Source organism: Streptomyces sp. NPDC051738, assembly GCF_044453205.1.
Lineage (GTDB): Bacteria > Actinomycetota > Actinomycetes > Streptomycetales > Streptomycetaceae > Streptomyces.
The window spans coordinates 343,563-365,959 of record NZ_JBITCM010000003.1 but is presented as its reverse complement, the minus strand read 5'-3'; the positions used below and the strand labels follow the sequence as shown (position 1 = coordinate 365,959).

At 71.6% G+C, this 22,397-nt stretch carries 27 protein-coding genes; 21 read left to right on the top strand and 6 right to left on the bottom strand.

All coding sequences use genetic code 11. The features are described from left to right. Positions 1-268 precede the first annotated feature (268 nt). The 13 genes from ACIA8X_RS09495 to ACIA8X_RS09435 all read left to right on the top strand — a co-directional run bounded on the left by ACIA8X_RS09495 (position 269) and on the right by ACIA8X_RS09435 (position 10,076). Positions 269-1,885 (top strand): FAD-dependent oxidoreductase, encoded by a 1,617-nt coding sequence (locus ACIA8X_RS09495; protein ID WP_399458123.1) that lies wholly within the window; start codon positions 269-271, stop codon positions 1,883-1,885. Beyond that, positions 1,882-3,729, top strand: coding sequence for a transketolase (locus ACIA8X_RS09490; RefSeq protein WP_399458122.1), 1,848 nt, complete (start codon positions 1,882-1,884; stop codon positions 3,727-3,729). The genes ACIA8X_RS09495 and ACIA8X_RS09490 overlap by 4 nt, the downstream gene beginning before the upstream one ends. Continuing rightward, positions 3,726-4,667 carry a non-homologous end-joining DNA ligase gene (ligD, locus tag ACIA8X_RS09485; protein WP_399458121.1) on the top strand — a complete coding sequence of 314 codons (942 nt, stop codon included), beginning with the start codon at positions 3,726-3,728 and terminating at the stop codon, positions 4,665-4,667. The genes ACIA8X_RS09490 and ligD overlap by 4 nt, the downstream gene beginning before the upstream one ends. Positions 4,668-4,726: 59 nt before the next feature. Then, on the top strand, positions 4,727-5,059 hold the full coding sequence (locus ACIA8X_RS09480) for a gas vesicle protein (RefSeq protein WP_393444999.1): 333 nt from the start codon (positions 4,727-4,729) through the stop codon (positions 5,057-5,059). Positions 5,060-5,111: 52 nt separating this feature from the next. Further along, on the top strand, positions 5,112-5,540 hold the full coding sequence (locus ACIA8X_RS09475; protein WP_393444997.1) for a gas vesicle structural protein GvpA: 429 nt from the start codon (positions 5,112-5,114) through the stop codon (positions 5,538-5,540). Then, complete coding sequence (locus tag ACIA8X_RS09470; protein ID WP_393444995.1) at positions 5,537-6,307, top strand: GvpL/GvpF family gas vesicle protein; 771 nt, start codon at positions 5,537-5,539, stop codon at positions 6,305-6,307. The genes ACIA8X_RS09475 and ACIA8X_RS09470 overlap by 4 nt, the downstream gene beginning before the upstream one ends. 10 nt (positions 6,308-6,317) lie before the next feature. Beyond that, positions 6,318-6,578: a gas vesicle protein GvpG gene (locus ACIA8X_RS09465; RefSeq protein WP_393444993.1), complete on the top strand. Its 261-nt coding sequence runs from the start codon at positions 6,318-6,320 to the stop codon at positions 6,576-6,578. Beyond that, entirely contained in the window at positions 6,578-7,273 is a 696-nt protein-coding gene (locus tag ACIA8X_RS09460; RefSeq protein WP_393445497.1) for a DNA primase, read from the top strand. Before ACIA8X_RS09465 ends, ACIA8X_RS09460 begins: the two co-directional genes overlap by 1 nt. Further along, on the top strand, positions 7,270-8,388 hold the full coding sequence (locus ACIA8X_RS09455) for an SRPBCC family protein (RefSeq protein ID WP_399458120.1): 1,119 nt from the start codon (positions 7,270-7,272) through the stop codon (positions 8,386-8,388). The genes ACIA8X_RS09460 and ACIA8X_RS09455 overlap by 4 nt, the downstream gene beginning before the upstream one ends. Further along, positions 8,385-8,723, top strand: coding sequence for a gas vesicle protein (locus ACIA8X_RS09450; RefSeq protein WP_399458119.1), 339 nt, complete (start codon positions 8,385-8,387; stop codon positions 8,721-8,723). The genes ACIA8X_RS09455 and ACIA8X_RS09450 overlap by 4 nt, the downstream gene beginning before the upstream one ends. Beyond that, positions 8,720-9,523: a GvpL/GvpF family gas vesicle protein gene (locus ACIA8X_RS09445; RefSeq protein ID WP_393444987.1), complete on the top strand. Its 804-nt coding sequence runs from the start codon at positions 8,720-8,722 to the stop codon at positions 9,521-9,523. The genes ACIA8X_RS09450 and ACIA8X_RS09445 overlap by 4 nt, the downstream gene beginning before the upstream one ends. Continuing rightward, positions 9,520-9,708 (top strand): gas vesicle protein, encoded by a 189-nt coding sequence (locus ACIA8X_RS09440; RefSeq protein ID WP_031475810.1) that lies wholly within the window; start codon positions 9,520-9,522, stop codon positions 9,706-9,708. Before ACIA8X_RS09445 ends, ACIA8X_RS09440 begins: the two co-directional genes overlap by 4 nt. Before the next feature lie 104 nt (positions 9,709-9,812). Continuing rightward, a complete protein-coding gene (locus tag ACIA8X_RS09435; RefSeq protein WP_399458197.1) occupies positions 9,813-10,076 on the top strand; it encodes a gas vesicle protein K in 264 nt (87 codons plus the stop codon). Between the two features lie 25 nt (positions 10,077-10,101). Here ACIA8X_RS09435 and ACIA8X_RS09430 read toward each other — a convergent pair whose 3' ends face one another. The 3 genes from ACIA8X_RS09430 to ACIA8X_RS09420 form a co-directional block, all read right to left on the bottom strand. Then, the gene (locus tag ACIA8X_RS09430) at positions 10,102-10,272 is read right to left on the bottom strand and encodes a hydrophobic protein (RefSeq protein ID WP_393444985.1); all 171 of its coding nucleotides are present in this window, start codon (positions 10,270-10,272) and stop codon (positions 10,102-10,104) included. Positions 10,273-10,314: 42 nt separating this feature from the next. Beyond that, positions 10,315-11,136, bottom strand: coding sequence for a methyltransferase domain-containing protein (locus ACIA8X_RS09425; RefSeq protein WP_393444983.1), 822 nt, complete (start codon positions 11,134-11,136; stop codon positions 10,315-10,317). Between the two features lie 80 nt (positions 11,137-11,216). Beyond that, positions 11,217-12,710, bottom strand: coding sequence for a bifunctional phosphatase PAP2/diacylglycerol kinase family protein (locus tag ACIA8X_RS09420; protein WP_399458118.1), 1,494 nt, complete (start codon positions 12,708-12,710; stop codon positions 11,217-11,219). Positions 12,711-12,782: 72 nt separating this feature from the next. Between ACIA8X_RS09420 and ACIA8X_RS09415 the strand changes: the two genes are divergently transcribed. The 3 genes from ACIA8X_RS09415 to ACIA8X_RS09405 all read left to right on the top strand — a co-directional run bounded on the left by ACIA8X_RS09415 (position 12,783) and on the right by ACIA8X_RS09405 (position 15,584). Then, positions 12,783-13,442 (top strand): histidine phosphatase family protein, encoded by a 660-nt coding sequence (locus ACIA8X_RS09415; protein WP_399458117.1) that lies wholly within the window; start codon positions 12,783-12,785, stop codon positions 13,440-13,442. 155 nt (positions 13,443-13,597) lie between these two features. Then, positions 13,598-15,217 (top strand): ABC-F family ATP-binding cassette domain-containing protein, encoded by a 1,620-nt coding sequence (locus ACIA8X_RS09410; protein WP_399458116.1) that lies wholly within the window; start codon positions 13,598-13,600, stop codon positions 15,215-15,217. 142 nt (positions 15,218-15,359) lie between these two features. Next, positions 15,360-15,584, top strand: coding sequence for a DUF6158 family protein (locus ACIA8X_RS09405; RefSeq protein ID WP_393444975.1), 225 nt, complete (start codon positions 15,360-15,362; stop codon positions 15,582-15,584). Position 15,585: 1 nt separating this feature from the next. Here the strand turns inward: ACIA8X_RS09405 and ACIA8X_RS09400 are convergent, their stop codons facing one another. Next, positions 15,586-16,146: a type 1 glutamine amidotransferase domain-containing protein gene (locus ACIA8X_RS09400; protein ID WP_393444973.1), complete on the bottom strand. Its 561-nt coding sequence runs from the start codon at positions 16,144-16,146 to the stop codon at positions 15,586-15,588. Positions 16,147-16,179: 33 nt separating this feature from the next. Further along, complete coding sequence (locus tag ACIA8X_RS09395) at positions 16,180-16,578, bottom strand: DUF2795 domain-containing protein (RefSeq protein ID WP_393444971.1); 399 nt, start codon at positions 16,576-16,578, stop codon at positions 16,180-16,182. Between the two features lie 132 nt (positions 16,579-16,710). Between ACIA8X_RS09395 and ACIA8X_RS09390 the strand changes: the two genes are divergently transcribed. Both ACIA8X_RS09390 and ACIA8X_RS09385 read left to right on the top strand, forming a co-directional pair. Beyond that, positions 16,711-16,842, top strand: a complete 132-nt coding sequence (locus ACIA8X_RS09390; protein ID WP_393444969.1) for a hypothetical protein — start codon at positions 16,711-16,713, stop codon at positions 16,840-16,842. A 188-nt stretch (positions 16,843-17,030) separates the two neighbouring features. Next, positions 17,031-17,822 carry an RNA polymerase sigma factor SigF gene (locus ACIA8X_RS09385; RefSeq protein WP_399458115.1) on the top strand — a complete coding sequence of 264 codons (792 nt, stop codon included), beginning with the start codon at positions 17,031-17,033 and terminating at the stop codon, positions 17,820-17,822. A gap of 107 nt (positions 17,823-17,929) precedes the next feature. Here the strand turns inward: ACIA8X_RS09385 and ACIA8X_RS09380 are convergent, their stop codons facing one another. After that, on the bottom strand, positions 17,930-19,039 hold the full coding sequence (locus tag ACIA8X_RS09380; RefSeq protein WP_399458114.1) for a PAS domain-containing protein: 1,110 nt from the start codon (positions 19,037-19,039) through the stop codon (positions 17,930-17,932). A gap of 121 nt (positions 19,040-19,160) precedes the next feature. Here ACIA8X_RS09380 and ACIA8X_RS09375 point away from each other — a divergent pair, with 121 nt between their 5' ends. The 3 genes from ACIA8X_RS09375 (at position 19,161) to ACIA8X_RS09365 (ending at position 22,395) form a co-directional block, all read left to right on the top strand. After that, positions 19,161-19,877: an ANTAR domain-containing response regulator gene (locus ACIA8X_RS09375; protein ID WP_393444963.1), complete on the top strand. Its 717-nt coding sequence runs from the start codon at positions 19,161-19,163 to the stop codon at positions 19,875-19,877. Positions 19,878-20,034: 157 nt separating this feature from the next. Continuing rightward, positions 20,035-21,030, top strand: coding sequence for a hypothetical protein (locus ACIA8X_RS09370; protein WP_393444961.1), 996 nt, complete (start codon positions 20,035-20,037; stop codon positions 21,028-21,030). Between the two features lie 135 nt (positions 21,031-21,165). Further along, entirely contained in the window at positions 21,166-22,395 is a 1,230-nt protein-coding gene (locus ACIA8X_RS09365; RefSeq protein ID WP_393444959.1) for an aminotransferase class I/II-fold pyridoxal phosphate-dependent enzyme, read from the top strand. Positions 22,396-22,397: the final 2 nt, after the last annotated feature.

Sequence of the window (22,397 nt, the reverse complement as noted above, 5' to 3'; positions counted from 1 at the left end):
CTCGTCACCGTCGCGGAGCGCCGATCGGCCGCCGCGGGAAAGAAGGAGCCGTACTGGGGCATGGGGCGGGACACCTCCGGGACTGCCGTGCCGGCGTCGGGGGCGGGTCGCCGTTCCGGGTACCCGGAGGTGCGGCCGGAAACCCGGTCGGATGCGGTGCGGATGCGTGACGTGCCGGAAGCCCGGGGCTGTCCCGGCCGACGTTTGGCGGCCCTGGCCAGGGGGACGCGGAAGGCTCCCGAGGTACCGACAGCCCCGGAGGCTTACCGTGAGTCGACCCCGCATCGTGATCGTCGGCGCCGGGTTCGCCGGGTACCGTGCGGCCCGCACCCTGTCCCGGCTCACCCGGAACAAGGCCGACATCACCCTGCTGAACCCGACCGACTACTTCCTGTATCTGCCCCTGCTGCCCCAGGTCGCCGCCGGCATCCTGGAACCGCGCCGGGTGACCGTGTCGCTCTCCGGCACCCTGCCCCACGCACGGCTCGTCCTGGGCGAGGCCGACGCCATCGACCTCGACGCGCACACTGTGCGCTACACGGGACCCGAGGGCGACGACGGGACCCTGCGCTTCGACCGGCTGATCCTCGCCGCCGGCAGCGTCAACAAGCTGCTGCCCATCCCCGGTGTCGCCGAGCACGCGCACGGCTTCCGGGGCCTGCCCGAGGCGCTGTACCTGCGCGATCACGTGACCCGGCAGGTGGAGCTGGCGGCTGCCGCCGACGACCCCGAGACCTGCGCCGCACGCTGCACCTTCGTCGTCGTGGGCGCCGGTTACACCGGGACCGAGGTCGCCGCGCAAGGGAAGCTGTTCACCGACGCCCAGGTGCGCAAACACCCGCTGCGGGCCCGTATGCGGCCGCGCTGGCTGCTGCTCGACATCGCCGAACGCGTCCTGCCCGAGCTGGACGAGCGGCTGTCGCGCACCGCCGACCGGGTGCTGCGGCAGCGGGGCGTGGAGGTGCGGATGGGCACCTCCGTGAAGGAGGCCACGCACCGCGGGGTCCTGCTGACCGACGGCGAGTTCGTCGACACCCGCACGCTGGTGTGGTGCGTCGGCGTACGGCCCGATCCGCTCGCCGAATCCCTCGGACTGCCCCTGGAGCGGGGCCGTCTGCTCGTCGACCCGTACCTCCAGGTGCCGGGCCGGCCCGAGCTGTTCGCCGCCGGGGACGGCGCCGCCGTGCCCGACCTGGAGCGGCCCGGTGAGTACACGCCGATGACCGCCCAGCATGCCTGGCGGCACGGCAAGGTCGTCGCCCACAACGTCGCCGCGTCCCTGGGCATCGGCGAGCGGCGTCCCTACCGCCACCGCGACATGGGCTTCGTCGTGGACCTGGGCGGCGTCAAGGCGGCCGCCAACCCGCTCGGCGTCCCGCTCTCCGGCGTGGCGGCGGGCGCGGTCACCCGCGGCTACCACCTCGCCGCGATGCCCGGCAACCGCATCCGCGTCGCCGCCGACTGGCTCCTGGACGCCGTACTGCCGCGCCAGGCCGTGCAGTTGGGACTCGTGCGGTCGTGGTCGGTGCCGCTGGACACCGCGTCGCCGGAGCTGGTCCGGGGGCCGGGTCCCGGGGCCACTGAGTCCGACAAGGCCGACAAGGCCGACAAGGCCGAGAAGACAGAGAAGGCTGAGATGACCAAGAAGAGTCGTGCGGTCAGCGAGCCCGCCAAGGACCGGCCCGGAGACGCCCCGGCTTCCGCCCGGCGCCCCGACCCCGTTCAGGACCCCGACGCCGCCACACACCCCGAACCACCCGGCCCCGTCACGCGCTCCGATCTCCGGGCCGCCCACGAGCCGCCCGCCGACGCCCCCGCAGTCCACAAGCCGCACCCCGAGACCCCCGCACCCCACTCCCGTAACTCCTCGGAAGGAGCCCCATGAACACCGCCGAACTCGTCGAACTCGCCCAGCAGTTGCGCGTGGACAGTGTGCGGGCCTCCGCCGCCGCGGGGTCGGGGCATCCGACGTCGTCGATGTCCGCCGCCGATCTGACGGCCGTACTCCTCGCGAACCACCTGCGCTACGACTTCGACCGGCCCGCCCACCCCGGCAACGACCGCTTCGTCCTCTCCAAGGGGCACGCCTCGCCCCTGCTGTACGCCGCCTACAAGGCGACGGGCGCCATCGAGGACGGTGAGCTGCTCACCTTCCGCAAGCTCGGCAGCCGGCTCGAAGGGCACCCCACGCCGCGCCAGGTGCCGTGGGTGGAGACCGCGACCGGGTCGCTCGGGCAGGGGCTGCCGATCGGGGTGGGGATCGCGCTGGCCGGGAAGCGGCTCGACCGGGTCGCGTACCGGGTGTGGGTGCTGTGCGGGGACAGCGAGCTCGCGGAAGGGTCCGTGTGGGAGGCCGCCGAGCACGCGGCGTACGAGCATCTGGACAACCTCACCGCGATCGTCGACGTGAACCGGCTGGGCCAGCGCGGCCCGACCCGGCACGGCCACGATCTCGATGCCTACGCCCGCCGCTTCCGGGCGTTCGGCTGGCACACCGTCGAGGTGGACGGGCATGACGTGGACGCCGTCGACCGGGCGTACGCGGAGGCCAGGTCCACCGCCGGGCAGCCCACCGTGATCCTCGCCCGCACCCTCAAGGGCAAGGGCGTCGCAGCCGTCCAGGACCGGGAGGGACTGCACGGAAAGCCCCTGCCGGAGCCCGACGAGGCCATTGCCGAACTGGGCGGGGAGCGTGACATCCACATCCACGTCCATGAGCCGCCCGCCGCCCGCGTGCTGCACGCCGTGCACGCCGGACACCTCGAACTGCCCCGCTGGGAGAAGGGGGAGAAGGTCGCCACCCGCAACGCCTACGGCGAGGCACTCGCCGCTCTCGGCACCGGGCGCGGTGACATCGTCGCCCTCGACGGCGAGGTCGGCGACTCCACCCGCGCCGAGTTCTTCGCCAAGGAACACCCCGAGCGCTACTTCGAGTGCTACATCGCCGAGCAGCAGATGGTCGCCGCCGCGGTGGGACTCGCGACGCGCGGCTGGGTGCCGTACGCCGCGACCTTCGCCGCCTTCCTCACCCGCGCCCATGACTTCGTGCGCATGGCGTCGGTCAGCGGTGCCGGCATCAACCTCGTCGGCTCGCACGCCGGTGTCGCGATCGGGCAGGACGGGCCGAGCCAGATGGGCCTGGAGGACCTGGCGATGATGCGGGCCGTGTACGGCTCGACGGTGCTGTATCCGTGCGACGCCAACCAGACCGCGCGGCTCGTCGCCGCCATGGCCGGCCTGGAGGGCATCCGCTATCTGCGCACCTCGCGCGGCGAGAGCCCGGTCATCTACGGCCCCGACGAGGAGTTCCCCGTCGGCGGCTGCAAGGTGCTGCGCGCCAGTGACCGGGACCGGCTGACCGTCGTCGCCGCCGGCGTCACCGTGCACGAGGCGCTCGCCGCCGCCGACGTCCTGGACCGGGAGGGCATCCAGGTGCGGGTCGTGGATCTGTACTCGGTCAAGCCCGTCGACCGGTCCACGCTGCGCCGGGCCGCCGAGGACACCGGCTGTCTGCTCACCGTGGAGGACCATCGCGAGGAGGGCGGCATCGGCGACGCCGTGCTGGACGCGTTCCTCGACGGGCGCCCGGTGCCGCGCCTGGTGCGCCTCGCCGTCCGCCGGATGCCGGGCTCCGCCTCCCCGGACCAGCAGCTGCACACCGCGGGCATCGACGCCGTGTCCATCGCCGCCGCCGGGAAGCTGCTCGTGGAGGAGGCGGTCGTACGGTGACGGGCGACGACGGTACGAAGAAGGTGCGGGCGGGGCGCCGTACCGTCGAGGTCAAACGCGTCGACAAGGTGCTGTTCCCCGGCGACGGGGGCGCCAAGGAGTACACCAAGGGCGACCTCGTCGACTACTACCGGTCCGTCGCCGCCTTCATGCTGCCGCATCTGCGCGGGCGCCCCCTGATGCTGGAGCGCTACCCGGACGGTCTCGACGGCCCCCGGTTCATGCAGAAGAACACACCGGACCACTACCCGGACTGGATCACCCGCTTCGAGGTGCCCAAGGAAGGCGGCACCGTCTGTCACACGGTGTGCGACGACACCGCCGGCCTCGTCTTCCTCACCGACCAGGCCTGCCTCACCCTCCACCGCTGGCTCTCCCGCACCAACGGCATCGACCGCCCCGACCGGATGGTCTTCGACCTCGACCCGGCCGGCGACGTTGCCGAGGACTCCTTCGCGCAGGTCAGGGAGGCGGCCGAGCTGCTCGGTGAACTCCTCGACGAACTGAGGCTGCCCTCGGCTCCGATGACCACCGGCTCGCGCGGGCTGCACATCGTCGTACCCCTCAATGGGCACCACGACTTCGACGAGGTCCGCGAGTTCGCCAAGGACGTCGCCGGGGTGCTGGAGGCCGCCCACCCGGACCGGCTCACCACCGCCGCCCGCAAGAAGGAACGCGGCGACCGTCTCTACCTCGATGTGCAGCGCAACGCCTACGCCCAGACCGTCGTCGTGCCCTACACCGTGCGCGCCCGGCCCGGCGCCCCCGTCGCCACGCCGCTGACCTGGGCCGACTTGGACGACCCGGAGCTGGACGCCCGCCGCTGGAGCATCGCCGACGCCGTGGAGCAGGCCCGCACCAATCCCTGGGGCGGACTGCTGGACCGCGGCCGCGCCCTGGGCCCGGCCAGGCGCAGGCTCGACGCACTGCGCGGCTGAAGAAACCGGGCCACGGGTTTGACCGGCGCCTTCCAGGTCACTCGGCGCAGGAGGCGCCCATGAATGATTCACAGAACACACCCAAATCATCCAGACGGCAGACGGGCGGGGCGGACGAACAGCCGGCCCCGATGGAGGTCCTGCGTCAGGCACGGGCCCAGCTCGCCGAACTGACCGGTATGAACGCGGAGACGGTGACGTCCTTCGAGCACACGGAGGACGGCTGGACGCTCGAAATCGAGGTCCTGGAACTGGCCCGCGTCCCCGACACGATGAGCCTGATGGCGAGCTACCAGGTCGATCTCGACCCCCAAGGACAGCTCGCGGGCTACCGGCGCGTACGCCGCTACGAACGCGGGCGTTCCGACGCACGAAGGCCCGGCGGTCGATAGGCCGCCCACCCACGTCCAGCGCGCCGTCCCGAGAAATGGAGGAAGGTCCGGCATGACCGTTGTCCCGGCACAGCAGACCGGCGGCGGAGGCGGCAGCAGTGGCCTCTACGACGTTCTCGAACTCGTCCTCGACAGGGGGCTCGTCATTGACGCATTCGTACGGGTCTCCCTGGTCGGCATCGAAATCCTGAAGATCGACATCCGTGTCGTCGTCGCCAGCGTCGACACCTATCTCCGCTTCGCCGAGGCGTGCAACCGGCTCGACCTGGAGGCCGGGCCGCGCAAGGCGCCGGGCCTGCCCGACCTGGTCGGCGAGATCACCGAGTCCGGCGCGCGCGGCAAGTCCAAGGGGGCGCTGTCCGGCGCCGCCGAGACCATCTCCGACGCCTTCAAGCAGGCACGTGACGAAGGCGAGGAGGAGCGGCCCAGGCAGCGCACGCACAAGTCCACCCCGTCGCGCAGGAAGGAGGACCAGGAGTGAGTACCTATGTGTACGGCATCACCGCGAGCTCCCATCCCGCCCTCCCGAAGGACTTCGGCGGTGTGGGCGAGCCGCCGCGCCCCGTGCGTGTGCTGAAGGAGGGTCCGCTCGCCGCCCTGGTCAGCGAGGCCCCCGAAGACCTGCGCCCCAAGCGCAGGGAACTGCTCGCCCACTCGAACGTGCTCGCCGAGGCGGGTGCGACCGGCCCTGTCCTGCCCATGCGGTTCGGCAGCGTCGCCCCCGACGACGACACGGTCACCGGCGTACTCGCCGAGCGCACCGAGCACTACCGGGAGCGGCTCGCCGCCCTGGACGGCAAGGTCGAGTACAACGTGAAGGCCACGCACGCCGAGGAGGCCGTGCTGCACCGGGTGCTGGCCGCGAACCCGGAGATCCGGGCCATGACGGAGGCCAACCGGCAGGCCGGCGGCGGCTCCTACGACGATCGGCTCCGCCTCGGCGAGATGGTGGTCGCCGCGGTCAAGGCGCAGGAGTCCGAGGACGCGACCGATGTGCAGCACACCCTGGAACCGGCCGCCGACGCGGTCAGCGTGGGCCCCGAGTCCACCGGCTGGATCGCGAACGTGTCGTTCCTGGTCGGCCGCGACGAGGTCGAGACGTTCCTGACCGCCGTCGAACAGCTCCGCAAGGGCCATCCGCACCTCGACCTGCGCGTCAATGGCCCGCTGCCGCCGTACAGCTTCGTCGAGCCCGGCCCCGCCGAGCCCGCGGACAGCATGTCCGGCGGCGAAACGGCGACGGAGTGAGGTGGTGGCGGTGGGACTGATCGGAGAGGTGCTGCTCCTGCCGTTCGCCCCGGTGCGCGGCAGCGGATGGGTGATCAGACAGGTGCTGAACGAGGCGGAACGCATCTACTACGACCCGGTCACCGTGCGGGCCGAACTGGCGAGCCTGGAGGAGCGGTTGACCGCGGGCGAGATCGACGAGGAGGAGTTCGACCGACGTGAGGACGAACTTCTCGACCGACTGGAGATCGGCCAACGCGCAGGGTACGGGAACAGCGACGGGACAGCATGATGAACCGAGTGGGACTGGGCCTCGCGATAGGGGCCGGATATTTCCTCGGACGGACGAGGAAACTGAAACTGGCGTTGGCCGTGGGCAGTGCCGTGGCCGGCAAGCGGATGCATCTGAGCCCACGGGCCGTCGCGGACATGGTCTCCCAACAGCTCCTGAAGAACCCGCAGTTCAAGGAGATCGGGGACCAGCTGCGCGAGGACCTGCGCGGCGTCGGCGAGGCGGCGTCCGGCGCCCTGGTCGAACGACAGCTCGACGCGCTCTCCGACCGGCTGCACGGACGCACCGCCGAGGTGCGCGAGCAGCTGTCGGGCGCGGTACCGACGCCGGATCTCGACGCTCAGGATGAGGACGCCGAGGAGTCCGAGGACGAGACCGAGGACGAGGAGCCGCGCGCGGAGGACGAGGACCGCGACGAGGCTGAGGACTCCGAGGACGACGAGGCTGAGGACTCCGAGGACGAGGAGCCGTCCCGGAAGGCAGCGCCGAAGAAGACCGCCAAGAAGGCGGCCAAGAAGGCCCCCGCGAAGAAGACGGCGGCGAAGAAGACCACCGCCGGCAGGACAGCGCCCAAGAAGGCGGCCGCGAAGCGGAGCGGGACCGGCAAGTCGACCACCAGCAGAAAGACGGCCGGGGCTCGCGGATCCGCCCGCGGCGGCCGGGCGCGCCAGTCGAAGGGCGGTGAAGGGCGATGACCGACACGCTCGGATCCGCGAGTTCCGCTGCCCGCGGAGCCGCGAAGCAACCACTGGCCGACGTGGCCCACAGTGAGGCCGCCGACCGGCTGAAGGCCGAGCTGCAGGAGTACCTCGCCGCGCAGACCCAGCGGCTGCTGGTCGGCGCGGGGCGCAAGCTCGGCGAGGCCACGGTCAAGCTGAACGACATCGCTGAGGGCCAAAGCCCAGGTCTGGCCAAGCTCGCGCTCGACGGCGGCCGCAAGCTCGCCGGCGGCAAGAGCCCGCTGCGCAGCGCGCTGGAGGTCGGCGCCGGACAGGCCAAGGACAAGGTGGTCGGCGCGTTCAAGAACCTCGGCGGCGGCAAGGGCAAGCGCAAGGGCTCGGCCGGCAAGAAGCCCACCGTCATCATCGAGTACGTCGACGTCGGTGTGCCGCTGCGCACCGCGTACGACCAGTGGACCCAGTACCAGGACTTCAGCACCTTCGCGAAGGGCGTGAAGAGCGCGAACCGCGCCGACGACACGACCTCCGACTGGCAGCTCAAGGTCTTCTGGTCCAACCGCAGCTGGAAGGCGCACACCACCGAGCAGGTGCCGGACGACCGGATCGCCTGGAAGTCGGAAGGCGCGAAGGGCACCACGAAGGGCGTCGTCTCCTTCCACCGGCTCGACGACAACCTCACCCGTGTCCTGCTGGTCGTCGAGTACTACCCCTCGGGCCTGTTCGAGAAGACCGGCAACATCTGGCGTTCGCAGGGCCGCCGGGTACGCCTCGACCTGAAGAACTACGTCCGCTTCATCACCCTCAAGGGAGAGGCCGAGGACGGCTGGCGCGGCGAGATCCGCGACGGCGAGGTCGTCCGCAGCCATGAGGACGCGGTCGAGGAGGAGGACGAGGAGGAGTACGACGAAGACGAGGAGAAGGGCGAGAACGGCGAGTACGCCGAGGACGAGGAGCCCGAGAACGAGGAGCCCGAGGGCGAGTACGACGAAGAGGACGCGGAGGACGAGGACGTAGAGGGCGAGGACGCGGAGCGAGGGGACCAGGAGGAGCCCGAGGACGCGTACGAGGACGAGGAAGAGCCCGAGTACGAGGATGTACCTGAGTACGCCGGTGGCGGGAGCCGACGATGACGATGTCCAGCCGGCTGCCCGAGCCCTACGGCCAGGGCAGTGGCGCCAACCTCGCCGACATCCTGGAAAGGGTGCTCGACAAGGGCATAGTCATCGCGGGCGACATCCGCATCAACCTGCTCGACATCGAACTCCTCACGATCAAGCTGCGTCTCATCGTCGCCTCGGTCGACAAGGCGAAGGAGATGGGCATCGACTGGTGGGAGGACGACCCGGCGCTGTCCTCCGGCGCCCGCCGCAAGGAACTCGCCCGGGAGAACGCCGAGTTGCGTGAGCGCCTGGCCCAGCTGGAGCCCGCCCGGGAACAGTGGGAGGAACAGGAGGAGGCCCCATGACCGCACTGCGGTACGTCTACGCCGTCTGCCGCCCCTTTCGCTCCGCGCTCCAGTCCCAGCTGACGGGGGTCGCAGGGGCACCGCCGAAACAGCTCACGCACCACGGCCTGGTCGCCGTCGTCAGTACGGTGCCGGAGGCGGACTTCGCCGAGGAGCCACTGCGTTCCCACTTGGAGGATCTGGACTGGCTCACCGTCACGGCCCGCGCCCACCAGCAGGTCATCGACGCGCTCACCGTCGTCACCACCCCGCTGCCGCTGCGGCTCGCCACCGTCTTCCGGGACGACAGCGGCGTACGGACCATGATGGAGGCCCGCGAAGAGGCCTTCCAGCGTGTGCTCGACCGGCTGGAGGGACGGGTGGAGTGGGGCGTCAAGGTGTACGCCGAGTCCGTGGCCGCGGAGGCAGCGGGTTCGGCGGAGTCGGCGGGTACCGGCCGGGCGCGGGGCGAGGCCGTGTCCGGCCGTGACTATCTGCGACAGCGCCGTACCCAGACACGGGCCCGCGAGGACACGTGGGAGAAAGCCGCCGTGTTCTCCGGCCGGCTGCACGAAAAGCTCTCCGCATTCGCCGAGGATTCCCGGCTGCATGCTCCGCAGAACACCGCGCTTTCCGGGGCCTCCGGGCAGAATGTGCTCAACGCCGCCTATCTGGTGCCGCGCGCGGATTCCGAGGAATTCGTGGAACTCGTGGACCGGGAGAAGGACGACGCCCCGGGAATTCGTGTGGAACTCACCGGGCCGTGGGCGGCGTATTCCTTCACCGGAGAGTTCACGGAGGAGCCGGAGGTGGGGCCGTGACCGTCGTCGAACGCCGTGAGATCGCCCTCGTGGACCTGCTCGACCGGCTGCTCGCCGGGGGCGTCGTCGTCACGGGGGACATCACCTTGCGCATCGCCGACGTCGACCTCGTCCGCATCGACCTGAACGCGCTGATCAGCTCCGTCAACGAGCAGGTCCCGTCGCCCTGGGGGGAGTTGACATGATGCCGCAACGACGTTCGACGCAACGAGCCTCGGCACAGCGAGGTTCTGCACAAGGCGGTACGTCACACTGGGGCCGACGCGGCGGCACCTCACAACGAGGCCGGCTGGACCTCGAACCCGACACCGTCGAACGCGACCTGGTGAAACTCGTCCTCACGGTCGTGGAGTTGCTGCGCCAGCTCATGGAGCGCCAGGCGCTGCGCCGCTTCGACACGGGCGACCTGAGCGAGGACCAGGAGGAGCGGATCGGTCTCACGCTCATGCTGCTCGACGACCGCATGACCGAACTGCGTGAGCGCTACGGCCTGCGGCCCGAGGACCTGAACCTGGACCTCGGGCCGCTCGGGCCGCTGCTCCCCCGGGAGTGAGTCATCACCGGTACCGGGACTTATGTCACCACCGGTACCAGCGGCCCCTGCCCCCGGCCGCGGTCGTGCCGCGCAGCAGGAATCCCAGCAACCACAGAACGAGCACCGCGATCGCGATGTACCAAAGCAGCTCGACAGCGAATCCCGCACCGAAGAGAATCAGTGCGAGTAGCAACACCAGCAGGATGGGAACCATAATGTGAACCTCCTGCATTCCGGGTTACCCGAATTCGGCGATTCAGACGTCCTTACGGCACAGAATTTCCCCGTGCAGCACGCTGAACCAGCCGTCCTCCTGCCGCCCCCACTCCCGCCAGGCCTCCGACACGGCCCGCAACTGCTCCGCACTCGCGTGCCCGCCCTCCGTGGCCCGCTCGGCATACGCCGACGCCAGCGTCCGATCCGCCCACAGGCCGCTCCACCAGGCGCGCTCGTCCGGCGTCGAGAAGGTCCAGGTGCCCGAGGTGGCGGTGATGTCGGTGAGCCCCGCGCGCAGTGCCCAGGACTTCAGCCGGCGCCCGGCGTCCGGCTCGCCGCCGTTGGCCCGCGCGACCCGGCGGTACAGGTCCAGCCAGGCGTCCATGCCTTCGGACGCCGGATACCAGGTCATGGCCGCGTAGTCCGAGTCGCGGACCGCGATGAAGCCGCCCGGCTTGGTCACCCGCCTCATCTCGCGCAGCGCGCCCACCGGATCGCCGACGTGCTGGAGCACCTGGTGGGCGTGGACGACGCAGAACGTGTCGTCCGGGAAGTCCAGGGCGTGCACGTCCGCGACCGCGAACTCGACGTTCGTCAGGCCGCGTCCGGCGGCCGTGGCCCCGGCCTGCTCCAGGATCTCCGGCGCCCGGTCGACACCGGTGACGTGCCCGTCGGGGACCAGGCCCGCCAGGTCCGCGGTGATGGTGCCCGGGCCGCAGCCGACATCCAGGATCCGCATATGCGGTTTGAGTGAACCGAGCAGGTAGGCAGCGGAGTTGGCGGCGGTGCGCCAGGTGTGCGAACGCAGCACGGACTCGTGGTGTCCGTGCGTGTAGACGGCGGTCTCCTGTGTCTTGGACATGGCTCCACGCTACGCCCGCATATCGAATACCGAGACCCTTGTTTTGCTATGTGGACTGATGGCCCATCAGGTGCCGGCGATCAGTGACCGGGCAGCGGACGGTAGACCGTCAGCGCCTCCGGCAGCTTCTCCAGCGTCACCTCGCCCCCCACCTCGGTCACTTCGCCGTCGTACGCGAGAAGCGCGCCCGGCGTGACCCCGCTCAGGCGAAGTCGGCCCACCTGGACCGCCGCATGGGCCGGAGAGCGGGTCAGCGGGCCCGCGAGGGCGGCCGCGAGCAGGCGCAGGGCGGGGCGGCGCCCGCCGTGCACGACCCGTACGTCGAGCACGCCGTCCGCGAGGTCCAGGCGCCGGGCGGGGGCGAGGCCCACCCGGTGATAGGTGCCGTTTCCGGCGAACAGCAGCCACAACGGGTGCTTGCGGCCGGCGACTTCGGCGTGCAGGGGGTGGCGTTCGCTGCGCAGGACGCGCAGTGCCGCGAACACCCCGGCCGGCCAGGCGCCGATGCGGGGCGAGAAGTGATCCCGCTGGCGCACCAGTTCCGGATACACGCCCAGGCTGCAGGTGTTGAGGAACAGGCCCTCGCGTCCGTCGCAGGTGAACCGGCCCACGTCCACGCGCACGGCCTGGCCCCGCTGCACGGCCCGGCCCAGATCGCGCTCGTCCTCCACACCCAGGTCCTGCGCGAAGTGGTTCAGGGTACCGCCGGGCAGCACCGCCAGGGGCAGGCCGTGCCGCAGGGCCACCTCCGCGGCCGCGTTCACCGTGCCGTCGCCACCGCACACGCCGAGCACCCGGGCTCGAAGCGCCGCCTTCTGCAACTCGACGCGGGTGTCGGCCGGTTCGCACTCGACGACCTCGGCGCGCGGCAGCGCGTCCAGCAGGGAGTGCACCCGGTCGGAGGTGCCCGACCCCTTGTTGGCCACCATCACCAGGCCGTCTCCGTCCGGCAGCGCCGGCACGTCCGTACGGGGCCCGGCTGACGGAATCAGCCGGTCGCGGGTGGGCACCATGCCCCGTACGGCGAACGCGGCACCCGCGCCCAGAGCCGCGCCCGCGAGTACGTCGCTCGGGAAGTGGACGCCCGTGTACACCCGGGACAGCGCGACCGACCAGGCGATCGGGGCCACGACCAGGCCCCACGTGGGCGACTCCAGGGCGACACCGGTCACGAACGCGGCGGCCGACGCGGCGTGCCCCGACGGGAACGAGGTGGTGATCGGCTGCCGCTTCAGCTGCCGGACGAGCGGTACGGGGTCCAGGACGGGCCGGGGGCGGCGTACCGACCGCTTGCCGAGGGTGTTGATGGTCAGCGAGGCCAGGCTCAACGAGGCGAGGCCCCGGGCCGCGGCCCGACGGGCTCGTGGCGAGCGGCTCGCGGCGATCGCTGCGGCCGTCGCGAACCACAGCACCCCGTGGTTCGCGCTCCGGCTGAGCCGTGGCAGCACCCGCTCGGCATACGGCCAATGCTGCTCGGCGGCGAACTCGAACAGCCGGGAGTCGAGGGCCAGGAGCCGGTCGCGCAGGACGTGCCGGCCGGGCTTGGGGACGGTGAGGTCGACGTCTGGGCTCATACAGGGCTGGGTACCCTGAAGTGCCCGATTGGTGTCCGGCCGACGGTGACCGACACACGAAGGAACCTGTACATGCGTCTGCTCCTCATACGTCACGGTCAGACCCCGTCGAACCTGGGCCATCTGCTCGACACGGCGGTCCCCGGCCCGGGCCTGACCGAACTCGGCGAAGGGCAGGCCGCCGCCCTCCCCGAGGCCCTCGCCGGCGAGGACATCGAGGCGATCTACGTCTCCACCCTGACCCGCACCCAGCTGACCGCGGCCCCGCTGGCCGCCGCGCGCGGCCTCGACGTGATCGTGCGGGACGGCATCCGCGAGGTGACCGCGGGCGACCTGGAGATGCTGCCCGGCGAGTCCGAGCAGGGCGCGCTCTACATGAAGACCGTGTTCGCCTGGGCGGGCGGTGACACGGAGCTGCGGATGCCGGGTGGTGAGAGCGGGGCGGAGGCGCTGGCGCGGTTCGACGCGGTGGTTTCCGAGGCCGCCGGCAGTGGGGCCGGGACCGTTGCGCTGGTGAGCCATGGTGCGGTGATCCGTCTGTGGACGGCTGCCCGGGCCGTCAATGTCGATGTCCCGTTCGCCGCGGCGCATCCGCTGGAGAACACGGGAGTGGTGATCCTTGACGGGTCGCCTGCGGATGGGTGGAAGGCGCTGGCCTGGGCCGGGGCCGTGGTGGCTCCCGCCGGGGAAGGCGGGCCTGCGGGGTGGGCTGTTGTCGGGGATGCGCCGTAGGGGTGCGTCTTTGATGCCGGGTGCGGGTGTGTTGTGGCTGGTCGCGCAGTTCCCCGCGCCCCTTTAGGGCGTCTCCTTGCCCCCGCCTTCGAAACAGCCCGGCGTTTGGGATAAGAGTTTGCCCGAGCTCTGCGGCGGCCCGCAGAATGCGGCCCATGGGACATCTGGAAGCCGCGCACCTCGAGTACTACCTCCCCGACGGGAGGGCGTTGCTCGGCGACGTGTCCTTCCGGGTGGGGGAAGGGGCCGTCGTGGCGCTGGTCGGGCCCAACGGTGCCGGGAAGACGACCCTGCTGCGGCTGATCTCCGGGGAGCTGAAACCGCACGGCGGCACCGTCACCGTGAGTGGCGGTCTCGGGGTGATGCGGCAGTTCGTGGGGTCCGTACGGGACGAGACGACCGTACGTGACCTGCTCGTCTCGGTCGCGCCGCCCCGGATCCGTGAGGTCGCGAAGGCCGTCGACGCCGCCGAGCACGCGATCATGACCGTCGACGACGAGGCCGCCCAGCTGAAGTACGCGCAGGCGCTCGCCGACTGGGCCGAGGTGCGCGGGTACGAGGCCGAGACGCTGTGGGACATGTGCACGACCGCCGCGCTCGGGGTGCCGTACGACAAGGCGCAGTGGCGGCAGGTGCGCACACTGTCCGGCGGTGAGCAGAAGCGGCTGGTGCTGGAGGCGCTGCTGCGCGGCACCGACGAGGTGCTGCTGCTCGACGAGCCGGACAACTACCTCGACGTGCCCGGCAAGCGCTGGCTGGAGGAGCGGCTCAAGGAGACCCGCAAGACCGTCCTCTTCGTCTCCCACGACCGGGAACTCCTCGCCCGCGCCGCCGAGAAGATCGTCTCCGTCGAGCCCTCGCCCGCGGGCGCCGACGCCTGGGTGCACGGCGGCGGTTTCGCCACGTACCACGAGGCCCGGCGTCAGCGCTTCGCCCGTTTCGAGGAGCTGCGCAAACGCTGGGACGAGAAGCACGCCCAGCTGAAGAAGCTGGTGCTGACGCTCCGTCAGGCCGCCGAGAACAGCCCCGACATGGCCTCTCGCTACCGGGCCGCCCAGACCCGGCTGCGCAAGTACGAGGAGGCGGGGCCACCGCCCGAGCCGCCGCGCGAGCAGGACATCAGGATGCGGCTGAAGGGCGGCCGCACCGGGGTGCGGGCCGTCACCTGCGAGGAGCTGGAGCTCACGGGCCTGATGAAGCCGTTCTCGCTGGAGGTCTTCTACGGCGAGCGCGTCGCCGTCCTGGGCTCCAACGGCTCCGGCAAGTCGCACTTCCTGCGGCTGCTGGCGGGGGAGGACGTGGCGCACACCGGGCAGTGGAAGCTGGGCGCGCGCGTGGTGCCCGGGCACTTCGCCCAGACGCACGCACACCCCGAGCTGATCGGCCGTACCCTCCTCGACATTCTGTGGAAGGAACACGCTCAGGACCGGGGCGCCGCCATGTCCCGCCTGCGCCGCTACGAGCTGACCCAGCAAGCCGAACAGGCTTTCGATCGGCTCTCCGGTGGTCAGCAGGCCCGCTTCCAGATCCTCCTGCTGGAGCTGGAGGGCGTCACGGCCCTGCTCCTCGACGAGCCGACCGACAACCTCGACCTGGAATCCGCCGAGGCGCTCCAGGAGGGCCTTGAGGCGTTCGAGGGCACGGTGCTGGCGGTCACCCATGACCGCTGGTTCGCGCGCTCCTTCGACCGCTACCTGGTCTTCGGCAGTGACGGGCGGGTACGGGAGACGCCGGAGCCGGTGTGGGACGAGCGGCGGGTGGAGCGGGCGCGGTAGGTGTTCGCCCCCCCGTCAGGGGTTCTGCCCGCTGGACGGACGTGCACGGAGGGCCCAGGGGCCGGGGTGTTCGTACAGTGGATGCAGACAGGAACTGAATCCAGGTCGCCGACAACGACGGCACGACGAGCGGGGCACCACCATGACTGGAGTCGACCCCGGCCGGCTGGACGACCAGCAGCTCATGAAGGAGCTGGAGACCATCCACCGGACGCGCCACGACACGCTTCTCTACGGCTCGAACGACGCGCTGCGGGCCCACAACGAACGCATGGCGCAGCTGGAGGGCGAGTACCTGCGCCGCAACCCGCGCCGCACCGTGGCCGCGGGCCGAACCCGTGAGGGTGCCCGCGACCGCTGCCCGTAGATCAGACGGTCTCCTTGGACTGCCTGGCCTCCCTGGCGAACACCTCCAGGAAGGTCTCGCAGAACGCCTTCAGGTCGTCCGGCTTACGACTGGTGACCAGCATGTTCGGGCCGTGGTCGCAGATCCGCACCTGCTCGTCGACCCAGGTGCCGCCCGCGTTGCGGATGTCGGTCCGCACGCTCGGCCATGACGTCAGCACGCGCCCGCGTACGACGTCCGCCTCCACCAGCGTCCACGCGGCATGGCAGATCGCGGCGACCGGCCGGCCCTGCTCGAAGAAATCCCGCACGAACGCGACGGCCTTGCGGTTCGTCCGCAGATAGTCCGGATTGGCGACGCCGCCCGGCAGTACCAGCCCGCCGAAGGAATCCGCCGACGTCTCGCCCACGACCTCCTGCACGGGAAACTTGTCCGCCTTGTCGAGATGGCGGAACGCCTGGATCGCGCCCGGCCTCGTCGACACGAGCACCGGCTCGTGGCCCGCGTCCACCGCCGCCCGCCACGGATCGGTGAGCTCGACCTCCTCGACGCCCTCGGGGGCGGTCAGAAAAGCGATACGCATGATGCCTCAACGTCCTTTCATGATCCGAGCCGCCTATGCGTGCCTGCGCCGCGCGGACCGCCCGGTCCCGGTCAGGTCCTCGGCCAGTTCCTGGACGTTGGTGTAGCGCGTCGAACGCGGCAGGCGCTCCAGGGACTCGACCAGGGCGTCGGGCGCATACCCGCGGCGCAGCTCACCGATCAGCTCACGGGGGCTCGCCGGAAAGGCACTGCGGCCCAGGATCCGCGCCAGCTCCAGCCGGACCGCCGCCAGGGACGCCGTCGTACCCGGTGTCACCGGCCCGCCCGCGACCTGCGGATCGTCCTCTGCGGACGGCTCGGGGTCGTGCCACTCCTCGGTGCGCGTGGGGTGCCCGGACCGCAGCAACCCCTGCAGTTCGTGCTTCATCTCCTCGTCACGGTGGACGCTCAGCCGGTCACTGCCTCGCTGCATGACTTTCTCCAGATCTTCGGGGCTGCGCACCGCGTACCCGATGAGAGGGGGCCGACACGGGGTTTGCGCCCCGGAAGGCGGGTGACCCGGCGTTCACCACCCCCACGCGCATCCCGGGGAAGGACCAGGCCCATGGCACTGCTCGCTGTGCTTCTTCCGCTCCTCATGCTCGGCGTGGTGCTGGCCCTGGGCCGCTACGAGGATCTGCTCCTGCCGACGGAGCAGGACGACGACGGTCCTGAGGGGGCCGCGCCCGCTCACTGAGCGGCGGTCCGGCTGCGCGGTGTTTGCGGGGCGGGCACGGGGGCAGGCGAACCATCAGTGCTTCGGACAGGAGGCACGTCCGTGGGAGCGGCGATTCCCCGCCACGGGTGTGTCCGGTTCCGGTACTCGCCCGCACTCCCACGGTGACCGTCCAACCCAGAGCACATTCAAGGGAGTTGCGACGCACCATGCCCACTTCAGTGAGCGCGAAGCACCACCCGCACGACGACGCCCCCGACACCGCGGCCGACTTCCGCAGGCTCGCCACGCTGCCCGAGGGACAGCAGCGCGACACCATCCGAGACCGGATCGTGGAGGCCTGGCTGCCCATGGCCGACCGGCTCGCCGGACGGTTCCGCAGCCGCGGCGAGAACTTCGAGGACCTGCGGCAGGTCGCCGCCCTCGGGCTGGTCAAGGCCGTCGACCGATACGACCCCGAGCGCGGCAACGCCTTCGAGAGCTACGCCGTGCCCACCATCACCGGCGAGATCAAGCGACACTTCCGCGACCACATGTGGACGCTGCACGTGCCGCGCCGGGTGCAGGACCTGCGCAACCGGGTGCGGTTCGCCGTCCAGGACCTGCAGACCGTCTCGGGCCGGCGTCCGACCAACGCCGAGATCGCCGAGCACGCGGACATGAGTGAGGCCGACGTCCGGGCCGGCCTGGAGGCGCTGGAGAGTTTCACCGCCCTGTCGCTGGACGCGGAGCTGCCCGGCAGCGACGACGGGTACTCGTTGAGCGACGCGTTGGGCTCCGCCGATCCCGCGCTGGACACGGTCGTCGACCGTGAGGCCGTCAAGCCTCGGCTTGCGGCGCTGCCCGAGCGTGAGCGGGCGATTCTGTACATGCGGTTCTTCGGGGACATGACTCAGAGCCGGATCGCCGAGCAGTTGGGTATCTCGCAGATGCATGTGTCCCGGCTGATCAGCCGGTGCTGCAGTCGGGTGCGGGAGCAAGTACTCAGTGATGTGGCCTGAGGGGCGGGTTTCGCCGTAGGGGCGCGGGTGTGCTGCGGTCTGCGGGCCGTATGTGGCTTGTCGCGCCCACGCGGCGGAGCCGCATATCGATACAGCCCCGCGCCCCTTCAGGGCACCGCCGTCACCGCCAATGAAATGTGGCGGGACATCGTGTCCATCGTCTTCGCCTCCGCCATGGAGAACGGTGTGCGGGGGCCGCATCTGAATAAGGTGAGTACGGCCTGTACGGCGCCGTCGACCGTCAAAGGCGCGCACAGCAGTGAGGTGACGTTCGCCTGTACGAGGACGGGGGCGCCGTCCGTGTTCCTGCCGAAGGCGTCCGGGTTCTCCGGGCGTACCTGGAGGGACGGGGATCCGGTGCGGGTCGTCTCCGTGATCAGCGGGCAGGTGGCCGGGTCCTGTTCCGTGAGTGCGCTCGCCTCCTTCTCCGAGGGGGCCAGCACCGTCGTACGGGACAACCGTGCGGTGCCCGTGTCGGCGATCACCCAGTCGGCGAAGCGGCCGTGCAGGACCCGGGCCGCCTGTCGGACGACTGCCTCGCGGTCCCCGCGCGGTGCCGTGAGGAGGGCCGTGGTCATCTCGTCCTGGAGGTCCGTCAGGGCGGCGTGCCGGGTCGTCTCGGTGAGGTCGGGAACCTGGGCCGCCGGCTGGGCGGGCGGGGCCGGCTCGCCGGGTTGCAGCACCACCAGGACCGTGGTGTGCGGCTCGCCGCTCGGGCGTACGGCGGCAAGGGTCGCGTGGACCGGAGCGGACGGGTGCTGCTGGAGGTGCACGGTGAGACCGCGGTCGCCCTCGCCGCGGGCCACCGCCGCCGCCTGGGAACGGAACGCCGCCCGGTCGGCGTGGGCGAGCAGACCGGTCAGCGGCCGGCCCGTCGCGAAGCCCGCCCGGACGCCCAGGAACGACGTCGCCGCGAAGTTAAGCCGGCGCACCACCGCCTCCCGGTCCACCAGCGCCACGGGCAGCGGAAACCCCTGGAAGACCGCGCGCAGCAGATGCTGCTCCTGGCGGTCGGCGGACGCCGTACGGGGCTGTCCGCCCGAGGACAGCCGCTCGTACCACGGCCACAACTGGTCGGCTACGTGGTCGAGTTCGAAGATGGCCGCGTCCAGGACCGTCGGCAGATCCCCTTCCGACACGGACCGCGCCGCCTTGAGTTCCGCGACGCGGCGCACGAAGTCCACGAGTTCCTCACCGAATTCGTCGGTCTGCGCCATGGGATGAACCTAGCTGGTGACAAGGCGGTTCGGGGCGGCGGAAAGCAACTGGCCTGCTCTGTTCTCCCGTTGTTTCCCCGCTGCGGCAGAGGGAACGCGCACAAACGAGGAGGAGTTGCGGATGCCCGCTCACGAACAGGTTGATCGCTGGGGTGACGAGTCGGCCGAGGCCGCCCTACCGGGGCGCAGGCTGTCCGAGTTGGCCGAACAGGCCGTGCGCTGCACCGCCGACTGCTGCGGGGCGAGCAGCATGGTGCGCGAGGCGGAAGCCGAACGGCCCGCCGCCGTCACCCATCCCGACCTCGCCGGACTCGTCGCCGTGCAGCTCCGCTCCGGGGACGGGCCCATCCCGGACGCGCTGGAACACGGCGGGCCCGTCGACGCGGCCGACCTGCTGCACGACGAGCGCTGGCCGGAGTACCGCGCCGTGGCGCTCGACTCGGGCGTGCGGTCCAGCGTCACGTTGCCGTTCCGTCGCTCCGGGCTCACGGTGACGCTCAGTCTCTACAGCTTCCGGCCGGGCACCCTGGAGAACGCCTCGCACGGGCCCGTGCAGGCCCTCGGCGAATTCGCCGCGAGCTGTCTGGTCCGCGACCGCTCCTACCGCGCCGCGCTCACCGAGCTCGGCCACCTCGGCACCGCCCTGCGCTCCCGGCCCGTCGTCGACCAGGCGTGCGGCATCGTCATGCACGTCCTCGGCTGTGACGCCGACACCGCCTTCGGCGTGCTGCGCCGCATCTCGCAGGGCACCAACCGCAAGCTGGCGGACGTCGCGTCCGGCGTCGTCAGCAAGCGGGGACGGGGGCTGGAGCGGGACCTGGCGGCGCTGCTGAACTGACCGGGTCGGCCGACCCGCTCTGTGGTGTCACCCGGTCGGCCGTCCCCGTCCCGCGAATGGTGTCCGGCCGCGCGCGCCCGGACGCCGGGCGGGCTGTCATGGCTGCGGGGGCACGACCGCCGTACCCCCGCAGCCGTCGGCCGAAGGAGTTCACCCCATGCGCCGCACCGCCCGTGCCCTGTCCGTCGCCGCCCTGGTCGGTGTCGTCCTGGGCTTCGCCGCCTCGGCCGCCTGGGCGGACCCGGCCGCGGAGGTCAGCCCCGGCACCGTCTCCCCGGGCGGCAACATCACCGTCTCCGTCACCTGCGACCCCCTCGACGGGAGCGCGCCCGGCACCATCGATGCCACCTCGCAGGCGTTCGAGGAGGGCACCGCCCAGCTGAAGCTGGTCTCCGGCAACGACGAGAAGGCGGCAGGGCCCGCCTACAGCGGCACCGCCCGCCTCCCACCGGCCGAGAACTTCGAGGGCGACCCGGACGCGGTCGGATCCGACTCCGCGTGGACCGTCGACGGCACCTGCCCGGCGGCGTCCGGCGGGGAGGGCAAGCCGTGGAGCGCGACGCTCACGGTGACCCGCGACAGTGACGGCGCCGGCACCAGTGGCGGTGGCGGTGGCAAGGAGGGCAGCGGCGGTGCCACGGACGCCGGCGTGGGCGCCAAGGACAGCAGTGGCGGTGCCATGGACGGAAGCGTGGGCGGTAAGGACGCCACCGAAGGCGGTAAGGAAGGCACAGAAGGCGATCAGGGCAGCGGTGAGCAAGGCACCGAGGGCGGCAAACAAGGCACTGACGGCGGTAAGCAAGGCACTGACGGCGGTAAGCAAGGCACTGACGGCGGTAAGCAAGGCACTGAGGGTGGCAAGGACGGTGCCGACAGTGGCAGCCGGCGTCCCTGCACCTGGTCCCCTGCCGACGGAACCGAGCCCGACCGGAGCGAGCCCTACTCCGAAGGCACCGGGGCCTCCTGGGGCGGGGGCGACTCACACTCGGAGGACTGCCGCCGCGCGGACACGCAGCACGGGGTGCAGGCCGGCGCGGGCGGTACCTTCACCGACTCCGTCCCCGCCCTGGTCGCAGGCGGCGTCCTGATCACGGGTGCGCTGGGCGGCGCGGCGTACCGGCTTCGTCGTAAGACGTCCGCCGCGGAGGACTGACGGGCGGGACGGGCGAAACCCCGGCGGGCGCCCATGGCGTGGCGCCACGATGGGTACGCGGAGCGCTGGGGGCACACGGCGCACCCGACCACCACGACGAACCACCCCGGCACCAGGCACAGCGCGGAGGCACCGATGCGCCGGACGGACCCCGAAGGCCACGGACCCGTCCGTTACGGGCCGCCGCTCCCGGACGACGGGCTGCCCGTGCTGCCCGAGCTGGCCGCCGTGCTCGCCGCGGCAGCGGGGCGGGCCGAGAGCGAACCGATCGGCGGCGGCCCCGCACTCCTGGAGGCCGCGTGCGGCTACTGGGAACGGCGCGGCCTGCCGACCGAGCCCGCGCGGGCGGTGGCCGGCCCCGGCGCCCCCGCCCTGCTGCTCGCCCTGACCTTCGCGATCGGCGGCGACGTCCTGGTGCCGCGGCCCTGTGCGGCCTGGTGGGCGCCGTACGCACGCCTGCTGGGCAGACCCGTCTTCCACGTGGCGACGCCGGCCGAATGCGGCGGTGTCCCGGATCCGTACGCCCTTCTGGAGACCGTCCGCCGGGTCCGCGCCGAGGGCGGTGACCCGCGGCTGCTCGTGCTGTCCGTCGTCGACGACCCGACCGCCACCGTGGCCCCGCCCGAGGTGCTGCACGAGACCCTGGAGGCGGCGACCGGCGAGGGGCTGCACCTGGTCAGCGACGAGACCTGGCGGGACACCGTGCACGCCCCGCCCGACACCGTGCTGGTCAGCCCCGCCGAGATGCTGCCCGAGCAGGTCACCGTCGTCACCGACCTGGCCGGTGCCCACCTCCCACCGGGCTGGCCGGCCGCGGTCGCCCGGTTCCCCGCGGGCGAGGACGGTGACGCCCTCCACGCGCGCGTGCTGGACGTGCTCACCGCGCTCGGCGCCCGCGTCGCCGGCCCTGTCGCCCTCGCCGCCCGGTACGCGCTGACGGAACCCGAGCCGGTGACCGCGCGCCTCACCGCCGCCGTACGCCTGCACGCGCGCGTGGCCGCCGCCGCGCATGCCGCCGCCGTAGGTGCCGGGGCTCTCGCGCGACCCCCGCAGGCCGGGAGGCATCTGTACGTCGACCTGGGCCCCCTGCGTGCCGGGCTGTCCTCGCACGACGTGGGGGACGCGCAGGACCTGGAGGACTTCCTCGCCGCCCGGCTCGGCATGCCCGCGCCGGGCGGGCACCGCTTCGGCGACGACCTCGGGGCGTTGCGCGTGCGGCTGTCCACCGGACCGCTGCTGGCAGGCACCGACGAGGAACGCGCGGAATGCATCGGTTCACCCACGCCGTTGGAACTGCCACACGTGCAACGCGCGTTGATCCACTTGAAGTCTGTCTTCGACGATCTCCGCGACGACGCCCAGTGATG